General features: G+C 71.6%; 17 protein-coding genes. 11 read left to right on the top strand and 6 right to left on the bottom strand.

The window, feature by feature from the left end:
* Positions 1-205: 205 nt before the first annotated feature.
* Entirely contained in the window at positions 206-1,144 is a 939-nt protein-coding gene (gene gnd, locus ACZ2G1_RS13305; protein ID WP_101851185.1) for a phosphogluconate dehydrogenase (NAD(+)-dependent, decarboxylating), read from the bottom strand.
* Positions 1,145-1,606: 462 nt separating this feature from the next.
* Between gnd and ACZ2G1_RS13310 the strand changes: the two genes are divergently transcribed.
* The 11 genes from ACZ2G1_RS13310 to ACZ2G1_RS13360 all read left to right on the top strand — a co-directional run bounded on the left by ACZ2G1_RS13310 (position 1,607) and on the right by ACZ2G1_RS13360 (position 12,179).
* Entirely contained in the window at positions 1,607-2,017 is a 411-nt protein-coding gene (locus ACZ2G1_RS13310; RefSeq protein ID WP_101851184.1) for a four-helix bundle copper-binding protein, read from the top strand.
* A gap of 45 nt (positions 2,018-2,062) precedes the next feature.
* A complete protein-coding gene (locus ACZ2G1_RS13315; protein WP_101851183.1) occupies positions 2,063-2,689 on the top strand; it encodes a DUF305 domain-containing protein in 627 nt (208 codons plus the stop codon).
* 345 nt (positions 2,690-3,034) lie between these two features.
* The gene (locus tag ACZ2G1_RS13320) at positions 3,035-3,607 is read left to right on the top strand and encodes a DUF305 domain-containing protein (RefSeq protein ID WP_232035231.1); all 573 of its coding nucleotides are present in this window, start codon (positions 3,035-3,037) and stop codon (positions 3,605-3,607) included.
* A 103-nt stretch (positions 3,608-3,710) separates the two neighbouring features.
* On the top strand, positions 3,711-4,055 hold the full coding sequence (locus ACZ2G1_RS13325) for an NADH-quinone oxidoreductase subunit A (RefSeq protein WP_101851181.1): 345 nt from the start codon (positions 3,711-3,713) through the stop codon (positions 4,053-4,055).
* Positions 4,046-5,533 carry a hypothetical protein gene (locus ACZ2G1_RS13330; protein WP_470376970.1) on the top strand — a complete coding sequence of 496 codons (1,488 nt, stop codon included), beginning with the start codon at positions 4,046-4,048 and terminating at the stop codon, positions 5,531-5,533. Before ACZ2G1_RS13325 ends, ACZ2G1_RS13330 begins: the two co-directional genes overlap by 10 nt.
* Positions 5,526-6,461: a complex I subunit 1 family protein gene (locus tag ACZ2G1_RS13335; RefSeq protein WP_470376729.1), complete on the top strand. Its 936-nt coding sequence runs from the start codon at positions 5,526-5,528 to the stop codon at positions 6,459-6,461. The genes ACZ2G1_RS13330 and ACZ2G1_RS13335 overlap by 8 nt, the downstream gene beginning before the upstream one ends.
* Positions 6,462-6,464: 3 nt before the next feature.
* Positions 6,465-7,028: an NADH-quinone oxidoreductase subunit J gene (locus ACZ2G1_RS13340; RefSeq protein WP_470376728.1), complete on the top strand. Its 564-nt coding sequence runs from the start codon at positions 6,465-6,467 to the stop codon at positions 7,026-7,028.
* Complete coding sequence (locus ACZ2G1_RS13345; protein WP_010534530.1) at positions 7,025-7,327, top strand: NADH-quinone oxidoreductase subunit NuoK; 303 nt, start codon at positions 7,025-7,027, stop codon at positions 7,325-7,327. The genes ACZ2G1_RS13340 and ACZ2G1_RS13345 overlap by 4 nt, the downstream gene beginning before the upstream one ends.
* Positions 7,324-9,249, top strand: coding sequence for a proton-conducting transporter transmembrane domain-containing protein (locus tag ACZ2G1_RS13350; RefSeq protein ID WP_470376727.1), 1,926 nt, complete (start codon positions 7,324-7,326; stop codon positions 9,247-9,249). The genes ACZ2G1_RS13345 and ACZ2G1_RS13350 overlap by 4 nt, the downstream gene beginning before the upstream one ends.
* A gap of 2 nt (positions 9,250-9,251) precedes the next feature.
* A complete protein-coding gene (locus tag ACZ2G1_RS13355) occupies positions 9,252-10,742 on the top strand; it encodes a complex I subunit 4 family protein (protein ID WP_470376726.1) in 1,491 nt (496 codons plus the stop codon).
* A 15-nt stretch (positions 10,743-10,757) separates the two neighbouring features.
* Positions 10,758-12,179, top strand: a complete 1,422-nt coding sequence (locus ACZ2G1_RS13360) for an NADH-quinone oxidoreductase subunit N (protein WP_470376971.1) — start codon at positions 10,758-10,760, stop codon at positions 12,177-12,179.
* 55 nt (positions 12,180-12,234) lie between these two features.
* Here ACZ2G1_RS13360 and ACZ2G1_RS13365 read toward each other — a convergent pair whose 3' ends face one another.
* From ACZ2G1_RS13365 to ACZ2G1_RS13385, 5 genes are all read right to left on the bottom strand, one after another.
* Entirely contained in the window at positions 12,235-13,110 is an 876-nt protein-coding gene (locus ACZ2G1_RS13365) for a potassium channel family protein (RefSeq protein WP_035962920.1), read from the bottom strand.
* Positions 13,111-13,174: 64 nt separating this feature from the next.
* On the bottom strand, positions 13,175-14,506 hold the full coding sequence (locus tag ACZ2G1_RS13370; RefSeq protein WP_470376972.1) for an APC family permease: 1,332 nt from the start codon (positions 14,504-14,506) through the stop codon (positions 13,175-13,177).
* An 87-nt stretch (positions 14,507-14,593) separates the two neighbouring features.
* On the bottom strand, positions 14,594-16,078 hold the full coding sequence (locus ACZ2G1_RS13375) for a multicopper oxidase family protein (protein ID WP_470376973.1): 1,485 nt from the start codon (positions 16,076-16,078) through the stop codon (positions 14,594-14,596).
* Positions 16,075-16,350 carry an SHOCT domain-containing protein gene (locus ACZ2G1_RS13380; protein ID WP_101851219.1) on the bottom strand — a complete coding sequence of 92 codons (276 nt, stop codon included), beginning with the start codon at positions 16,348-16,350 and terminating at the stop codon, positions 16,075-16,077. Before ACZ2G1_RS13380 ends, ACZ2G1_RS13375 begins: the two co-directional genes overlap by 4 nt.
* Positions 16,351-16,429: 79 nt before the next feature.
* A complete protein-coding gene (locus ACZ2G1_RS13385) occupies positions 16,430-17,095 on the bottom strand; it encodes a DUF305 domain-containing protein (RefSeq protein WP_098055597.1) in 666 nt (221 codons plus the stop codon).
* Positions 17,096-17,192: the final 97 nt, after the last annotated feature.

Consider the following 17,192-nt stretch of genomic DNA (forward strand, 5'->3'; position numbering starts at 1 on the left):
GCCGGGCGGTGCCGTCACCGCTGCCTCGATCGTGGTCACGGGCGGTTGATCCGCGATCCCCTCGCCCCGCAGGCGTTCCTCGACAAGGCCGGCACCGGGCGGGAGCAGTGCCGACCGTGGTGACCGTGCGGATCGGCATGGCGCAGGCCTTGCAGAGGGGTGAGGGTGGCCGCTTCCGGGCCGTTGGCGGCGGGGACGGTCGGACCTACTGCTCGGCGGGGTGGGCCGGCTCCTCGCCGGGTGCGGCCTCGACGTGCTCTGGGCCCGCGGCCACGTCGCGGACCGTGTGGCCTCCGAACTGGTTGCGCATCGCCGTGATCATCTTCATCGCCGGGGCCTGGTCCTGCCGGGAGGCGAACCGGGCGAAGAGGGCGCTGGAGATGGTCGGCACCGGGACCGCGAGGTCCAGGGCGGCCTCCACCGTCCAGCGGCCTTCGCCGGAGTCCTCGGCGTAGCCGGCGAGCCGGTCCAGGTGCTCGTCCTCGTTGAGCGCGTTCACCGCCAGGTCCAGCAGCCAGGACTTGATCACCGATCCCTCGCGCCAGGAGTTGAAGGTCTCCCGTACCGAGCGGACGTGACCGGCGGCCTCGAGCAGTTCCCAGCCCTCGGCGTAGGCCTGCATGATCGCGTATTCGATGCCGTTGTGGACCATCTTCGCGAAGTGACCCGCACCGTGCTCGCCGGCGTGGACGAAGCCGAACTCGCCGGCGGGTTTGAGCGAGTCGAAGATCGGCTGCGCCTTGGCCACGGTGCCCTCGTCCCCGCCGACCATCAGGGCGTAGCCCTGGGTGATCCCCCACACGCCGCCGGAGACCCCGCAGTCCAGGTACTCGATGCCCCGTTCGGCCAGTCTCCGGGCGCGGGGGACGTCGTGGATCCACCGGGAGTTGCCGCCGTCGATGATCACGTCGCCCTCGCCCAGCACCGCGGCCAGCTCGTCGATCACGGTGTCCACGACCGTGTCCGGCACCATGATCCACACGACCCGGGGCGGGGTGCCGATCTGCTCGACCATGGCGGTGAGGCTCTCGACGTCGGAAAGCTCGGCATTCATGTCGTACCCGATGACGGTGTGGCCGGCCTCGCGCAGGCGTTCGCGCATGTTGCCGCCCATCTTGCCCAGCCCTACCAGTCCTATCTGCATGGTGCGCTCCCTTCTCGGTCGTCCGCCGTTTAGACGGACATCAGCTGGCTGGGTCACCCCACGGAGGAAAACAGCACAGACACAGCCTTCTGGCCAGCTGGGACAGTTTCCGCTCCTCCATCCCCGGGTGTCCGCCACGTTCTCACGGTCCCGGCTGGGGCTGCCACCCGAAGTGCAGAACCGGTGCCGCATTGGTCCAACCGCATGGATGCGTCCATGCGCGTGGTACTGCTCCATGCCGACAGGCTCAAGAGCCAACCCGCCAGGGAAGAGCCCGTTGTTCCAAGGGTCTCGTTCTTGAAGGTTCCGTGAAGATTCACATTTACCGCCCTGACATGGAGCTGATCACCGTTCAGATACAGCCCTGATAAGGCTACTGTCGGAAACATGGTGGATCGCAGGATCCGTCGGCACCAGATCGATATACCGCACGAACCGCAGTATGAGAGAAGGAGCAGAACCATGACTCATCACGTGAGCTCGATGCTGGAGACCTACCCGAAGGACCTGGGGGACATCGACCAGCAAAAGTTGGCGGAGTGCATCGAGGCCTGTTTCGAGTGCGCCCAGACCTGTACCGCCTGCGCGGATGCCTGCCTGGCCGAGGACATGGTCGCGGAGCTGACCACGTGCATCCGTAAGAACCTGGACTGCGCCGACATCTGCGCGAGCACCGGCCGTGTGCTCTCCCGTCAGACCGGCAACAACGCCGAGGTCACCCGGGCCGTCCTGGAGGCATGCCGGGCCGCCTGCAAGGCCTGCGGCGACGAGTGCGCCCAGCACGCGGGTGAGCACGAGCACTGCCGCGTGTGCGCCGAGGCCTGCCGCCGCTGCGAGGCCGCCTGCGCGGACCTGATCTCCTCCCTGAACTGAGACGGGCCGAACACTGACCTGACGCAGGAAAGGTAAAGGACGAGCATGGAAGAACAGAGCGTGATCTCGGGCAAACGGCGCCTTCGGCGGCGTGTTCCTGCCGCGGCCGCGTCGGCCGTTCTGGCTCTCGGGGCGGTGACCGGCACAGGGGTGGCGACGGCGGCCCCGGCCTTCGCCGATGCCCCGGCCGGCAACGAGCAAGCCGCCAGCTTCGAGGTGGAGTTCCTGAAGAGCATGATCGACCACCACTACATGGCGGTCGTGATGGCTCAGGAGTGCGTGGACAAGGCCGTGCACCCGGAGCTGGCCGCGATGTGCGAGGACATCATCACGGTCCAGAACCAGGAGATCGAGCAGATGCAGACCTGGCTGCAGGAGTGGTACGGAATCACCTATGAGCCCCAGCTGTCCACCGGTGACATGGCTTCGATGCAACGGCTGGACCAGTTCACCGGGGCCGAGTATGAGATCCGGTTCATGCAGTCGATGATCCGCCACCACTGGGCGGCGGTCCGGGAGGCCGAGACCTGCCTGGACCGCGCCGAGCACCAGGACCTGCTGCAGCTGTGCCAGAACATCAAAACGGTCCAGCTGAGCGAGATCGCACAGATGCAGACCTGGCTCGAGGAGTGGTACGACCGCCAAGGCGGCCGCCCCGCCGCCACCGCCTGATCGACCCGCTGACCGGCCGATGGCCATCTACACCATCTGCCGGTAAAAGACGGGGCCTGCCCCTGCACGCACGAGCTGCACGGGGGAGGTTCCGTCTTCCCCCCATACCGCCCACTACTGCCTGGCGTTTGCTTCACCGCGGTGCACGAATGGTCCCGGTGTCGAACCGCCCGGCATCCGCCGAGCCGGTATCGAGGGACCGGCTCATCGCCCGAGAGGGAATCTGCCATGCACTACATTTCATTAGGCCGCCGTACCGCGGCCGCCGCCTCCGCGGCCGCGGTGGCCACTGCGTTGCTGGGCGGAGCCGCTGCGCCGGCATCCGCCCACTGGGAGGCCGCCCCGGTGTCCTCCCACAGTCAGACGGAGATGCTCCAGCCGGACCCGACTTCCCCGACCGCCTACGAGTTCGGTGAGACCCTGGCCGGGCTGGAGGGCGAGGAACTGGAGATCACGTTCCTGGCCGAGATCATTCCGCACCACCGGGCCGCGATCGAGATGGCCCAGCTGGAGCTCGAGCGCGGGACCAGCCCGGACATCCGCACCCACGCGGAGAACATCATCGCCAATCAGCAGCACCAGATTGACCAGTTCACCACCTGGTTGGAGGAGTGGTACGGGCTGACCCCTGAAGAGGCCATGGCCCAGGCCCCGGCAGAAGCCCAGGAGGAGATGAAGATCCTGGAGGAGGAGACCCAGATGATGATCGAGGAGCTGTCGGCCGTTGAGGCCGGTGAGGACTTCGATGTCGCTTTCGTGCAGAAGATGATTCCACACCACAACAGCGGGATCATCGAGTTCCTCGAGCCGCAGTCCCGCGCCGTGCACCCGCAACTGCGCGTGGCGGCCACCTCGGGGATCACCACCCAGCAGGCCCAGGTCGCGGACTTCCGCACCTGGCTCGCCGGCCGCGCCTGATCACCGAGCTGAAACGGCGCGATCGGTGGGGCCGCCCGTTAGGGTGGCCCCACCGATCAACGACAGACTTCCATGTTCCGACCGCGCGAAAGGGGAGACCGTCGTGTACTCCGGAATCGTGACCATGGCCCTGGTGGCGATGTCGGTCGTCGTTCTCCTCTACGCGCTGCACCGCACAGCCGTGATCACGGCCGACCCGCTGACGGTGCTGCCCGCTCAGTCCGGGTGGATGCCCCAGGAGCACGCGCTGTCCCGGTTCCACGCCCGCTGGTACCTCGCCTCGATCGTGTTCCTGGCCTTCGACGTCGAGATGCTCTTCATGTATCCGTGGGCGGTGGTCGTGATCGAGAAGGGGATCTCCGCGGTCGTGGAGATGTTCCTGTTCCTGGGGGCCCTGCTCGTCGCCGTGGCCTGGGCCTGGCGAGAAGGAGCCTTCCGATGGGCCTAAGCGATGCTCTCGCCCGTCTCGCGGTCCGGGCCGCCCAGGTCCTCGTCGTCGAGGTCCCCGGGCACTGGGCTACCCGCATGGAGCTCGAGCACCAGGCGCTCCGCCGCGGGTGGCGGCCGGCCTGGACACCAGCGGACGCGGACGTCCTGGCGGTGTGCGGTGCCCCTGGCCCCGAGCTCTCGGAGCTCGTGGACCGGATCTGGGAGCAGATGCCCGGCCCCCGAGTCCGCGCCGACATCACCTCGCCCGCAGCCGTGGGACCCGCCCTCGACGACGCCGCAGCCCTCCTTCTCGATACCACCCACCAACGGAAGGACGCCCAGGAGCGCGCGCAGGAACCCGAGATCCCCGAGGACGCGGATCATGGGGGCCACGGCGAGATGGGCCACGGCGAGATGGGCCACGGCGAGATGGGCCACGGCGAGATGGGCCACGGCGAGATGGGCCACGGCGAGATGGGCCACGGCGAGATGGGCCACGGCGAGATGGGCCACGGCGAGATGGGCCACGGCGAGATGGGCCACGGCGAGATGGGCCACGGCGAGATGGGCCACGGCGAGATGGGCCACGGCGAGATGGGCCACGGCGAGATGGGCCACGGCGAGATGGGCCACGGCGAGATGGACCACGGGGGCATGGGCCACGGCGAGATGGGCCACGGCGAGATGGGCCACGGCGAGATGGGCCACGGCGAGATGGGCCACGGCGAGATGGGCCACGGCGAGATGGGCCACGGCGAGATGGACCACGGCGAGATGGACCACGGCGGTCATGGCGGCATGGACCACAGTGGCCACGGCGGGATGGACATGGCCCCGGGGGGAATCGCCCTGGCCGGGAGCGGGGAGGACCGTGACGGGCTGGAGATGGACGTGCTCCACCTTCCGCTCGGGCCCGTCCTGCCGTTCTGGCCGGCCGGACTCGTGCTGCGCTGCTCCCTGCAGGGGGATGTCGTGGTCGACGCCGAAGCCTCCGTGGTCGACGGCGCCGGAGCAGGCGGACCGGGTCCCGGTCCCGCGCCGGCGGCGGTGGTGTGGTGCGACCAGGTCGTGGCGCTGCTGGCCCTGGCCGGGGCGGAGGACGCGGCAGCCGGTGCCCGCCGCACCCGGGACGTCCTCCTGCACGGCGATCGGGGCGCCGCCCGGGCCGCCGCCGAGCGGCTGCACCGGACGGTCCGGAGGTCTGGGCTGCTGCGCTGGTCGCTGCGGGGAGTGCTGCTACTGGATCAGTCCGATGTGGAGCGTCACGGCCTGCCGGAAGGTTGCCGGGGGGACGCCCACGACCGGTTGCTGTCACTGGTGGAACGGATCAGGGCCGAGGTCCGTGGCGCGGATCCGGTGCCGGCGGACGTCGGCGGGGTGCCGTGGGTGATGTTGCCGCACCTGGTGTCCGGGCTGGAGCTGGCTTCGGTGCGGTTGGCGGTGGCGAGCCTGAACCTGGAGCCGTTCCCGGCTTTTCAAGAGGTGGGGCATGGTTGAGAGCGGGGTGATGACCGTTGCCGCCGGCTGGGCGGTGCTGGCCGGGATCATCCTGTGCAGCCTGGCCTTCTTCGCGGCGGCACTGGACGCGGCACTGTCGGCCCGGGCCCAGGGCGGCAGCGGCGGTTGGTCAGCGCCTGCGGCGCGCACGGCGAGGTTGTTGCGGCAACGGCGCCGCACCACCGTGGCCGCGGATACCTTGCTGTGGCGGATCGGTGGCGCGGGCATGCTGGTCGGGGCGTTCTTGATGATCGCGGTGCTCCCGCTGGGGGAGTGGACGCTGGCGGACCTGGACGTCGGCGTCGTGTGGTTCAACGCCGTGGACGTGATGGTCTGGGCGCTGGTCTGGCTGGCGGGGTGGGGTGCGAACTCCGCCCATAGCCTGGTGGGCGGCTACCGGTTTCTGGCCCACGGGCTGGCCTACGAGCTGCCGCTGATGTTCGCCCTGGTGGCCCCGGCGATCGCTGCCGGCAGTCTGGCCGTGGGCGAGGTGGCGGCGGCGCAGGACGGGGTGTGGTTCGTGGTGTGGATGCCGGTGGCGTTCCTCGTCTTCCTCATCGGTGTGACGGGCTTTTCCGTGTGGGGCCCGTTCGCCCCGGCGCTGGCCGCAGACATCGGCGGCGGGGTGCTGGCCGAGCTCTCCGGGGTCGACCGGCTCGTGCTGCAGGCGGGGCGTTACCTGTTCCTGTCCGCCGGGGCCGCCTTCTCGGTGCCGCTGTTCCTCGGTGGAGGCGCCGGTCCCGTGCTGCCCGGCTGGGCGTGGGTGCTGGTGAAGACCGTGGCTGTGCTGGCGGTGCTGGTGTGGTTGCGGCGGAAGATTCCGCTGCTGCGCCCGGACCGGTTCATGGAGATCGGGTGGGTGGTCCTGCTCCCGGCCACTGTGCTCCAGGACCTGGTCGTGTCCCTCGTCGTCGTCTGGAAGGGCTGAGCCGTGCTGGTCGGAATCGTGTTCTGGGTGCTCGCCGTGGTGGCGGTGGCGGCCGGGGTGGCCGTGTTCGTGGTGGACTCCATGGCCCGGGCCACCTACGCCCTGGCCCTGTCCTTCATCGCCGTGGGGGTGCAGATCCTGCTGCTGGGCCAGAGCTACCTCGGGATCATCACGATCCTCATGATGGTGATGGAGATGGCGGTGATGGCGGTCTACATGGTGATGTTCATGGGCATGAACCCGGCGCTGATGCCCATGGACATGACCCACGGTAAGAAGACCGCGATCGGCGCCTCGGCCGGGGTCTTCGTGCTGCTGGCCGCCGGCGCCCTGCTCGTCCCGTGGCCGCAACGGCGCGGCGCCCCGCCCGAGGACCTCACGCACGCGCTGGGCCTGGAGATCATGGGCGAGAAGATGCTGGTCATGGCCGTGGTGGGCCCGGTCATGGTCGCCACCATCGTGGCCGGGGTGGTCCTGGCCGCTCACCGCACCCGCTACGACCGGCTCGGTGACGACCTGCGCCGCCGCCCGGCCGAGGACCCGCAGCCGGGAGGTGTGGGCCGGTGACCCTGGAAGCGGTGCTGGTGGTGGCCGCCGCGCTGTTCGCGGTGGGGCTCTACGGGGCCCTGTCCCAGCAGGTGGTGGTGATGGTGATGATGGGCCTGGAGCTGATGATCAACGGGGTGCTGCTGGCCGCGGCCGGGTTCTGGTGGTTCCTGGCCCCGGACCCCTCCGGGCAGGTGCTGCTGCTGGTGGTCCTGGCGGCCATGACCGTGGAGATGGCCATGGGCTTCGCCGTGGCCACGCTGCTGCACCGCAGGCGCCAGACCGACATGACCGACATGGCCGAGGAGCTCTCCCGATGACCGGGTCCCAGGCCGTACTGCTGGCCGTGGTGGTGCTCCCGGCCACCGTGGGCGCGGTGCTCGCCCTCACCCGGGCGGAGCGTACCGCGGCCCCGGTCGCGATGGCGACCGCTGCGCTGACCACGGTGCTGGCGGCCGCCGCCGCCCTGCTGCGACCGGCCCTGGCGTACCCGTTCGTGGCCGGCGCCGACTTCGCCCTGGAGGTCGACGCCCTCGCAGCACTCACCCTCCCGATGGTCGCGGGAGTGACCCTGTTGGTGCTGGTCTTCGCGGCCGGCAACATCCGGGCGGCACAGCCTCGCTTCCACGGGCTGATGCTGGTCTTCGCCGCCGCGGCCCTGGCCACCGCCACGGCTGCCAGCCTGCCGGCGCTGCTGTTCGCCTGGGAGCTGATGGGCGCGACCTCCTACGCCCTGATCGGGTTCTGGTGGCGAGACACCGATCGTGTCTCGGCCGGGCTGACCGCCTTCGTCACGACCCGCACCGCGGACCTGGGGCTCTACGTCGCCGCCGGCGCCGCCCTGGCCGGCGGCGCCGGGATGGCCCTGGCCGCCCTGCCGGCCGCCGAGGACCCGTGGCGCCACGTGATCGCGGCCGGGATCCTCGTGGCCGCGCTGGGCAAGGCCGCGCAGCTGCCCTTCTCGTTCTGGCTCTCCGGGGCGATGAAGGGCCCCAGCCCGGTGAGCGCGCTGCTGCACTCGGCGGCGATGGTGGCCATGGGCGGCTACCTGCTGCTGCGCGTGGAGCCGCTGCTGGCCTCCACCGGATGGGCGGGCCCGGCCGCCGCGTGGGCCGGGGTGGCCACCGCGGTGCTGATGGGGATCGTGGCACTGGCCCAGCGGGAGCTCAAGCAGCTGCTGGCGGCGTCCACGGTGGCGCAGATGGGCTTCGTGGTGCTGGCCGCCGGGGTGGGCGCGGTCAGCGGCGGCGCGGCGCACCTGGTGGCCCACGCCTCCACCAAGGCCCTGCTGTTCCTGGCCGCCGGGGCGTGGCTGACGGCGCTGGGCACCGAGGAGCTCACCGCACTGCGCGGGGCCGGCCGCCGGTGGCGCGTCGTGGGCGTGACCGCCACCGTGGGCGCGCTGGCCCTGGCCGGGATCGCCCCGCTGTCCCTGTGGGCCACCAAGGACGCGGTGCTCGCCGGGGCCCTCGAGGTCTCGGGTCCGCTCTACGCCGCCGGGCTCGTGGCGGCGGCCCTGTCGGCGGCCTACGCGGGCAAGGTCCTCTGGACGATCTGGCGTCGAGACGGCCGCGCCGAGGCCACGGGGACCGAGGCCGCGGAAGGCGGCACCGGGAGGGTGGGGCCGCTGGAGCAGGCCCCGCTGGTCGTGCTCGCCGCCGGCGCGGCCGTGCTGGGGGCTCTGGCCCTGCCCCCGGTCAGCCGGACGCTCGCCGGGGCTCTGGGCGGACACGGTGAGGTAGCCCCGCTCGAGCTGGTCGTCTCGGCCGCGATCGCGGCCGCCGTGGTGCTGCTGATGCTGCGCCTGCCCGCCCCCGAGCCGGGGTGGGCCGCGGGGTGGCTAGGGTTGGAGGCCGCCGCGCACGCCGTCGTCGTGCGCCCCGCGCTGGGCCTGGCGCACGCCCTGGCCCGGTTCGACGACCTCGTCCTGGACCGTGCCGTGACCGCCGCGGCCGGTGCCGTCCCGGTGCTGGCCCGGTCCGCGGCCCGGTTCGACGACCGGGTCCTCGACGCCGGGGTCGGCACCACCGCGCACGCCGCCGCCGCGGCCGGCCGGGGCGCGGCCCGCCTCGACGACGACGTGGTGGACGGCGCCGTCGAGGGCTTCGCCGGCCGGGTCCGCCGGCTCGGGCAGCTGGCCCGGGCCCCGCAGACCGGGGCCGTCCACCAGTACTTCCTCCAGGCCGTCGCGGTGCTCGCCGTCGGCGTCATGGCCTGGTCCGTCTACGCCGTGATGGGATGAACATGCTGAGCCTGATCGTCTTCCTGCCCCTGCTGGCCGCCGCCGCCCTGGCCGTGGTCCCCGCGATCGGGCCCGCGGCTGCCCGCTGGGCGTGGGTGGCGGTGAGCGCCGTGGAACTGCTGCTCGTGGGCGTGCTGTGGGCCGGCTACGAGGACCCGGGACCCAACGGTCTGGCGTACGAGGAGCAGGTGCCGTGGATCCCCGGCGTCAACAGCAGCTACCACGTGGGCGTGGACGGGCTCTCCCTGCCGCTGCTGGCCATGACGGCCGTCGTGTTCCTGGCCTGCGCCGTCCACGCCCTGCGGGACGCGGACCGCCCCCGCGTGCAGGCCGCACTGTTCCTGTTCCTGCAGGGCGTGAGCCTCGGGGTGTTCGTGGCGGCCGACCTCATCCTGTTCTTCGTGTTCTTCGACCTGTCCATCGTGGGCATGTACTTCGTGATCGCCGGGTGGGGCCACGGCAACGCGGTCCGGTCGGCGCTGAAGTTCTTCCTCTACACGTTCCTGGGCTCCCTGGCCCTGCTGCTGGGCTTCATCGGGCTCTACGTGGCGGCGGCACCGCACACCTTCGACATCCCCGAGCTCGTCGCCGCGACGCCGCTGGCGGGCGATCCGCTCACCGGGGGGTTGGTGCTCGCGGCGATCCTGGTGGGCCTGGCCGTGAAGACCCCCACCGTGCCGTTCCACACGTGGCTCCCCCCGGCCCACACGGACGCCCCGGCCACCGGCTCGGCCGTGCTGGCGGGCGTGCTGCTGAAGATGGGCACCTACGGGTTCGTGCGCATCGCCATGCCGATCCTGCCCGAAGCGTGGCGGGCCTGGGCCTGGGTGATCGTGGCCGTCGGCGTCGTCTCGGTGCTCTACGGGGCGTTCGTGGCCCTGGCCCAGACGGACCTCAAGCGGATGATCGCCTACACCTCCGTCAACCACATGGGCTACATCGTCCTGGCCCTGGGCGCGGTCGGGGTCCTCGCCGAGGGCGCCGCCCAGGCCCGGTCCGTGGCGGTCACCGGCGCAGTCGTGCAGATGGTCAGCCACGGGCTGATCACCGCCGCCCTGTTCCTGCTCGCCGGGGTGATGCAGGACCGGGCCGGCTCCTACGACATGGGCTCCTACGGCGGGCTGGCCGCCCCCGCCCCGCGCTACGCGGCGCTGTTCGCGGTCGGGGCCTTCGCCTCCCTGGGGCTGCCCGGGTTCTCCGGGTTCATCGCCGAGTTCCAGATCTTCGCCGGCAGCATCGCGGTCGCCCCGGTCACCGCGGTTGCCCTGCTGGGCATCTTGGTCACCGCCGCCCTGTTCCTTCGGGCCCTGCAGCGGGTCTTCACCGGCCCCGCGGCCGGGCACACCGTCGGGTTCGTGGACCTCCGGGCGCGGGAGCTGTGGTCCGCCGGTCCGCTGTTGGGACTGTCCCTGCTCATCGGGGTGCTGCCCCGGGTGCTGCTGGAGGTGATCGAGCCGGCCTCGGCCGCCCTCGTGGGCCTGGTGGGACGGTAGCCGATGGAGGCCTCGATGCAGATGCGCCCGGAGTTGCTGCTGCCCGAGATTCTCGTCTTCCTCGGGGGGCTGGTGGTGCTGCTGGGCGGATCGTTCCTGCCCCGCGACCGGCAGTGGATCGCCCGCGCCGCGGCGGCCCTGGCCCTGCTGGGCGCCGCGACCGCCGCGGCCCTCGCCATGGCCGGGCCCGCGCAGAGCGCCTTCAGCGGCACCTTCACCGTGGACACCGCCACCGGGGCCGCCCGGGTGATCGCCGCCCTGACCACCCTGCTGGTCCTGGGGGTGGCCTCCGGGGAGATCGCCGGGTCCCCGCGGGAGTCGGACACGTACGCGCTGCTGCTCTTCGCCACCACCGGGTTGATGGTCCTGGCCGGGTCCACCGACCTGCTCGTGCTGATCGTGGGGTTCCTGCTGGCCAGCATCCCCCTGTACGGAATCGTCGGCCTCACGGGCGGGCGCGCCGGAGCTGAGGCCGCCATGAAGACCTACCTCATGGGCGCACTGTCCGGGATCCTGCTCATGGCCGGGGTCACTGTCCTCTATGCCCTGGCCGGCGGCACCGACTACGCCCTGCTCCAGGACACCCTGCCCGCCGCCCCGGCCGCGGCCGTGGGCGCGGGCGTGCTGGGCGTGCTCGCCGGGCTGCTCTTCAAGGCCGGCGGGGTGCCCTTCCACTTCTGGGTGCCCGACGCCGCCCAGGGCACCGGGGCCACCGCCGCCACGTTCCTCACCACCGTGCCCAAGGTGGGGGCGCTGGTGGCCGTGTACCGGCTCGTGGCCACGGTCTCCGCCGACGACGGCTCCTGGTTGCTCGTCGCAGCCCTGCTGGCCACCGCCTCGATGTTCCTGGGCAACCTCGCGGCCTACTGGCAGACCGACCCCCGCCGGCTGCTGGGCTGGTCGACGGTGGCCCAGGTCGGGTTCCTGCTCGTGCCCGTGGCCGCGGCCGGGCGCAGCGACCTGGCCCTGCCCTCTCTGCTGTTCTACCTCGCCGCCTACGCCGTCACCAACGTCGCCGCGTTCGCCGTGACCGCCGCACTGCCCGAGCACCGGGAGCTGGCCGCCTACCGGGGCCTTGCACGGGCCCGTCCGGGCCTGGGACTGGCGCTGCTCGTGGCGCTGCTGGGACTGGTGGGCACCCCGCCGCTGGGCGTGTTCGTCGGCAAGCTCACCACCGCCACCGCGGCCTGGGACGGCGGGCACGGCTGGCTGGCCCTGGTGGTGATGCTCAACAGCGTGCTCAGCCTGTTCTACTACCTGCGCTGGTTCGCCCCCGTCTTCGCCCGCCCGGAGGAGCACACCGAGGGGTTCCCCGGACGCGGCGGGGCGGCCGCCTGGCCGGCCGTCACCGCCGGGGTCGCCGCGGTCGCGAGCCTGGTGCTGGGTGTCCTGGCCGGTGCCCTGTGGGCGGCCCTCGAGGGCCCCCTGCTCATGTAGGTGCGGCGACCTTCGCGCCCCGGTCCGCCCGTGCGCAACGCCGAGAGGGGCGAACTCAGGCCCGGGTGCTCTGGCCGTGCTCGGCAGCATAGGCGGCGAAGACCTCACCGGGGTGCTCCCCGGTGCCCACGAAGTCGTCCTTGATCTCGGACCCGAGCTGGTCCAGGGCCGAGGACAGCCGCTGGGCGCTGGACCGCACCGCCGGCTCGGACCGGGCCATGGCCGCATCACGGAGCCGCAGCGCATACGGCAACTGCCGTGCCAAGGACAGATCGGGGTCGCTCTCCTGAAAATAGAAACCCTCGGTGTGCTGGGTGAAGTCCACGGAGATCTTCGTGAGATCCGCCTGCAGGGAATCCAGGACCCGGGAGGCGATGACCGGCTCGACCTCCTCGATCGTCTCGGCATAGTCGGCGTCGGCCAGCCCCTTGAGTTCCAGGGCCAGCGCCCGGCGCCGCATCAGGGGAGGATAGATCTGCGTGAACCACGTCAGCGCCGCGGTCAACAGCGCGAACCCGGTCAAGGCCTCGAACGGGGCAGCGACCCGGATCCACGAGTCGGTGGCCACCACGTCCCCGTAGCCCAGCGTCGACAGCGTCACCACGGAGACGTAGACGGCCTCGACCGCGTCCGGGTAGGCGGCCGCGTCGATGCCGGAGGAGTACATGAACCCGCCCGGGACGTGCGGGTAGTAGATCAGCGCCCACCCCGCTGCTTGCAGCACCACCCAGAGGAGCACCACGGCCACCATCGCCGCCGGCCCCACGGCGGAGCCGGCCCGGTGACCGGTGGCCTTCGAGACCTTCCACACCGTGGAGAGCACCAGTCGGCTCAGACGTCCCTGGCCGCTGGGGTGCAACAGGGTGTGGAACATGTCCATCAGCCCGGCCACGATGACCACGATCCCCAGAGCTGTCAGCAGTACGTCCATGATCGACCTCCGTCGTTGGTTCTTGTTCTTCCGGTCCCCGGGTTACGGGGCGGCTCACCGGTCCTCAGTGCTGTTCGTGCTCGCCCTGCCGCGCGTCCTCGTCGGAGCGGTGTCGCACGGTGAACCACTGCGCCACGACGATGACCAGGGCCACCACGGCGGTGATTACCAGGGTGAACGGGTCCGACTGGGATTTCAGCAGCACGAACGGCACGAGCACCGTGACGTCGAGGGCGATCGCGACCCAGGGGATCCACGGTTTGGCCCCGACGTCGTCCTTGAGGTGGCGGAGGATGCCGAGGTGGATGGCGATGTCCATCGCCAGGTAGAGGATGGCGCCGAGGGAGGCGATCTGGCCCAGGTCGAAGAAGGCCGCCATGACGATGGCCAGTCCCGCCGTGATGTAGAGGGACTGGTGGCCCTCCTGACCCGGCAGCCCGGGGGCCTGGCCCATGTCGCGGAGCATGTCGTAGAGCTTCGAGACCGAGAACAGGCTCGCGATCAGCCCCGACAGGGTCGCGACGACGGCGATCGCCACGGTCAGCGTCACGCCCCAGGCGCCGAACATCGGCTCGGCCGCCTCGGCCAGGGCGTAGTCCCGGGCCTCGACGATCTGCGGCACGGTCAGGCTGCCGGTCACCGCGACGGTGATCAGCAGGTAGAGCACGGTGCACAGGGCGAGGGAGATCATGATGGAGCGGCCGATGTTGCGCTCCGGCTGCTGCAGGTCGGCGCCCTGGTTGGTGATCGTGGTGAAGCCCTTGTACGCCAGGATGCACAGGGTGGTCCCGGCCAGGAAGCCCAGCCATCCCGCCTCCGGCGGGGTGCGGTCGGCGGCGCTGAACAGCCGGCCCAGGGAGGACACCCCGGCGGCGAGGATGCCGGCGATCGCCAGCACGGCGATCCCGACGATCTTGAGCGCCGCGGTCACCGTGGCGGAGCGCTCCACCCACCGGTTGCCCACCAGGTTGACCAGGGCGGCGGCCACGATCGCCACCACCGCCAGCACCGGCACCCACACCGCGGAGCCCTGCAGGCCGAAGGGGCGCAGCAGGTAGGAGGCGAAGGTGCGGCCCAGCAGGGACTCGGCCAGGATCATCGACACGTACATGAACAGGGAGAAGGACCCGGCGAGAACCCCGGGGCCGTAGGCGGCCTTGAGCAGCATCGCGATCCCGCCGGAGGACGGGTTGGTGGCCGAGTAGCGGATGTAGGAGTAGGAGCTGAACGCCACGACCACGGCTCCGGCGAGGAACGCCCAGGGCACCCAGCCGCCGGCCAGTTCGGCGACCTGCCCCACGAGGGCGAAGATGCCTGCGCCGATCATCACCCCCGTCCCGAGGGCGACGGAACCGGTCAGGGAGAGCTTCTGCTGCGTCTGCGTGTCATGGTCCATGAGGAGGTGCACGTCCTTCCTGCCGGGCGGTGAGTGCCCCCGGCGGTGGGGTGGTTCGGACAGGGTCGGTGGGCCGGCCCACGGTGCTCAGCGGGCCTCGAGGGTGCCCATCATGCCGAGGTCCTCGTGGTCGAGGATGTGGCAGTGGTAGACGGTGCGGCCGGCGAAGTCGTCGAAGGCCACCCGGACCGTCACCTCTCCGAAGGCCGGGACGTTGACCACGTCCAGCCACCGCGGTGCGGCGACCTCGCGGCCCGCCTCGGTCACGACCTGCATGGGCCACACGTGCAGGTGCATCGGGTGGTCCATGGGGCTGGAGTTGGTGAGGGTCCACTCCTCCACGGTGCCCACCCGGACCCGCTGGTCGGTGCGCTCGGCGTCGAACGGCCGCCCGTCGATCGTGAAGGACATCATCTGCCCGGGGCCGCGCATGCCGCCCATCATCCCGCCCATGCCCATGCCCATGGCGAAGTCCAGGGTGCGCCGGGCCGCGACCGGCTCCTCGCGCAGGTCCCGCAGCACCGGACCCGGGGGGACGGGGCCGGCGTCCGCGGCCCGGTCCCCGGTGACCTCGAGGGTGAGCAGCTCGATCGGCTCGTCGGTGCCGGGGCCGTCGCCCGGCATCGCCCCGCCCATCATGCCGTCCATGCTGCCGCGGTCCACGGGGGCGGCGGTCAGGGTGGAGGCGCCCTCGCGGGTGTCCACGAGCAGCTCCACCCGGTTGCCCGGGGCCAGGGTCACCTCGGTGAGCTCGACGGGCTCGGGGAGGCGGCCGACGTCGCGGCCGAGCAGCCGCAGCGTCTGGCCGTCGAGGGTCAGGCGCAGGTACCGGGCCGGGCAGGCGTTGACGACCCGCCACAGCTCCCGCTCCCCGGGCGCGGCGCCGGCCCGGGGCCGGACCTGGCCGTTGACCAGCACGGTCTCGCCCTCCCGGCCCATCATCCGCTGCGGCGGGGAGACCTCGGCCAGGTTCCCGGAGTCGTCGAGGGTGAGGTCCGAGACCACCAGCACCCGTTCCCGGGCCACGGGCACGGGGTCGGGGTCCTCGACGACGATGGCCCCGTAGAGACCCGCCGCGAGCTGGTCGGCCACGTGCCCGTGCCGGTGCGGGTGGTACCAGTAGGTGCCGGGCGGGTGGTCGTCCGGGAGGACGAACTCGTAGTCGAAGGACCCCCCGGGGGCGATGCTGACGAAGGGGTTGTCCCCGTTGTCCTCCGGGGAGACGTGCAGCCCGTGCACGTGCAGGTTCGTGGGGACCTCCAGGCCGTTGGTCATCGCCACCCGGATCGTGTCCCGGGGGCGGACCCGCAGGGTGGGCCCCGGCAGGGAGCCGTTGAACGCCTGCACGTGCGCGGTGCGCGCCCCGATCCGCACCCGGGCGGGGGCGGCCTCCAGGGCCACGTCCAGGACACCGTCCCGGCCGGTCAGCACCTCGGGCTGGACCAGGTCCCGGCCGCCGCCGAGGGCCTCGCCACCGCCGCCGGTCCACCACAGCCCGGCCCCGCCCACGGCCGCGGCGCCGGCCCCGGCCGCACCCAGGGCCAGCAGCTGCCGGCGGGTCAGCGGGCTCACCGCTCGCCCTCCTCCAGGGTCCGCAGCCGCTCCCGGTACTCCTCGGTGCTGATCTCCCCGCGGGCGTAGCGCTCCTCGAGGATCTCCCGGGACCGGCGCGGACCCGCGCCCGTCGGCGGCGGGGCGCTCCCGCCCTGCCGGGTCCCGCCGCCCGAGTTCCCGGTGAACGCCTTCACGAGCACGAAGATCAGCACCACCGTGCCCAGGATCAGCAGGAGCCAGAAGATCCACATCCAGCCCGTGCCTCCTCCCATGCCGTCGCCCCACATCATCGCGGTCCTCCTTCATCGATCGGTTCGCTGCTTCCTGCAGAGCGCCGCCCGTGGGCGGCGACGCCGGTCACCGGGGCAGTCAGGAACCGTCCGGCAGCTCCTGGAGCATCTGCTCCATCTCGGTGATCTCCGCCTCCTGGTCCTCGACCACCTGGCGGGCGAGCTCGACGGCCTGGGGGTTCTGTCCCTGCTCGATCTGCTCCTGGGCCATCTCGACCGCGCCTTCGTGGTGGACGGTCATCTGCTCCAGGTACAGCCGGGCCGCGTCCGTCCCCTGCGCGTCGGTGAGCATGCCCATGTCCTCCTCGCTCATCATCCCGCCGGCCCCGTGGTCCATGGACGTGGAGTCCTCGCCGGACATCGGCGCTTCCCAGGTCTGCAGCATCTGGTTCATGCGCTCGATCTCCGGGCCCTGGGCATCGATGACCTTCTGGGCGAAGTCCTGGACATCGGCGGGGATGTCGTCCTTGGCCAGCAGTGTCTCGCTCATGTCCACGGCCTGCTGGTGGTGGGGGATCATCATCTGGGCGAACATCACGTCGTCGTCGTTGTGCTCTTCAGCGATCGGCTCCCCTGAGGTAGCGCCCGACGGGGTGCTCGAGGGGCTACCGGCCCCGGTGGCGGCAGCTGTGGAGCTGGTGGTCTCGGAGGCCGCGTCAGTGTTCTGTTCGCCTCCGGTGCCGCAGCCGGCCAGGGCCAGGGCAGAGGCGAGGGCCACGGCGGTGAGGGAAGAGGCTCGGTTCATGGGGATGTCCTTACGTGGGGTGGTTGGGTGGTGGTGGCCCCAGGCAGGGCCTGGAGACCGGGAGCCGGGTCGGGCCGTGGGGGATCCGGTCCCGGCA

This window comes from Kocuria sp. KKT182 (assembly GCF_055635395.1).

What these genes read in the sequence shown, in the direction of transcription:
- ACZ2G1_RS13350 (WP_470376727.1), top strand. Translation starts at nt 7,324, where the DNA reads ATGACCGGGTCCCAGGCCGTACTGCTGGCCGTGGTGGTGCTCCCGGCC.
- ACZ2G1_RS13355 (WP_470376726.1), top strand. Translation starts at nt 9,252, where the DNA reads ATGCTGAGCCTGATCGTCTTCCTGCCCCTGCTGGCCGCCGCCGCCCTG.
- ACZ2G1_RS13370 (WP_470376972.1), bottom strand. Translation starts at nt 14,506, where the DNA reads ATGGACCATGACACGCAGACGCAGCAGAAGCTCTCCCTGACCGGTTCC.
- ACZ2G1_RS13360 (WP_470376971.1), top strand. Translation starts at nt 10,758, where the DNA reads ATGCAGATGCGCCCGGAGTTGCTGCTGCCCGAGATTCTCGTCTTCCTC.
- ACZ2G1_RS13310 (WP_101851184.1), top strand. Translation starts at nt 1,607, where the DNA reads ATGACTCATCACGTGAGCTCGATGCTGGAGACCTACCCGAAGGACCTG.
- ACZ2G1_RS13385 (WP_098055597.1), bottom strand. Translation starts at nt 17,095, where the DNA reads ATGAACCGAGCCTCTTCCCTCACCGCCGTGGCCCTCGCCTCTGCCCTG.
- ACZ2G1_RS13380 (WP_101851219.1), bottom strand. Translation starts at nt 16,350, where the DNA reads ATGATGTGGGGCGACGGCATGGGAGGAGGCACGGGCTGGATGTGGATC.
- ACZ2G1_RS13365 (WP_035962920.1), bottom strand. Translation starts at nt 13,110, where the DNA reads ATGGACGTACTGCTGACAGCTCTGGGGATCGTGGTCATCGTGGCCGGG.
- ACZ2G1_RS13330 (WP_470376970.1), top strand. Translation starts at nt 4,046, where the DNA reads ATGGGCCTAAGCGATGCTCTCGCCCGTCTCGCGGTCCGGGCCGCCCAG.
- ACZ2G1_RS13315 (WP_101851183.1), top strand. Translation starts at nt 2,063, where the DNA reads ATGGAAGAACAGAGCGTGATCTCGGGCAAACGGCGCCTTCGGCGGCGT.
- gnd (WP_101851185.1), bottom strand. Translation starts at nt 1,144, where the DNA reads ATGCAGATAGGACTGGTAGGGCTGGGCAAGATGGGCGGCAACATGCGC.
- ACZ2G1_RS13335 (WP_470376729.1), top strand. Translation starts at nt 5,526, where the DNA reads ATGGTTGAGAGCGGGGTGATGACCGTTGCCGCCGGCTGGGCGGTGCTG.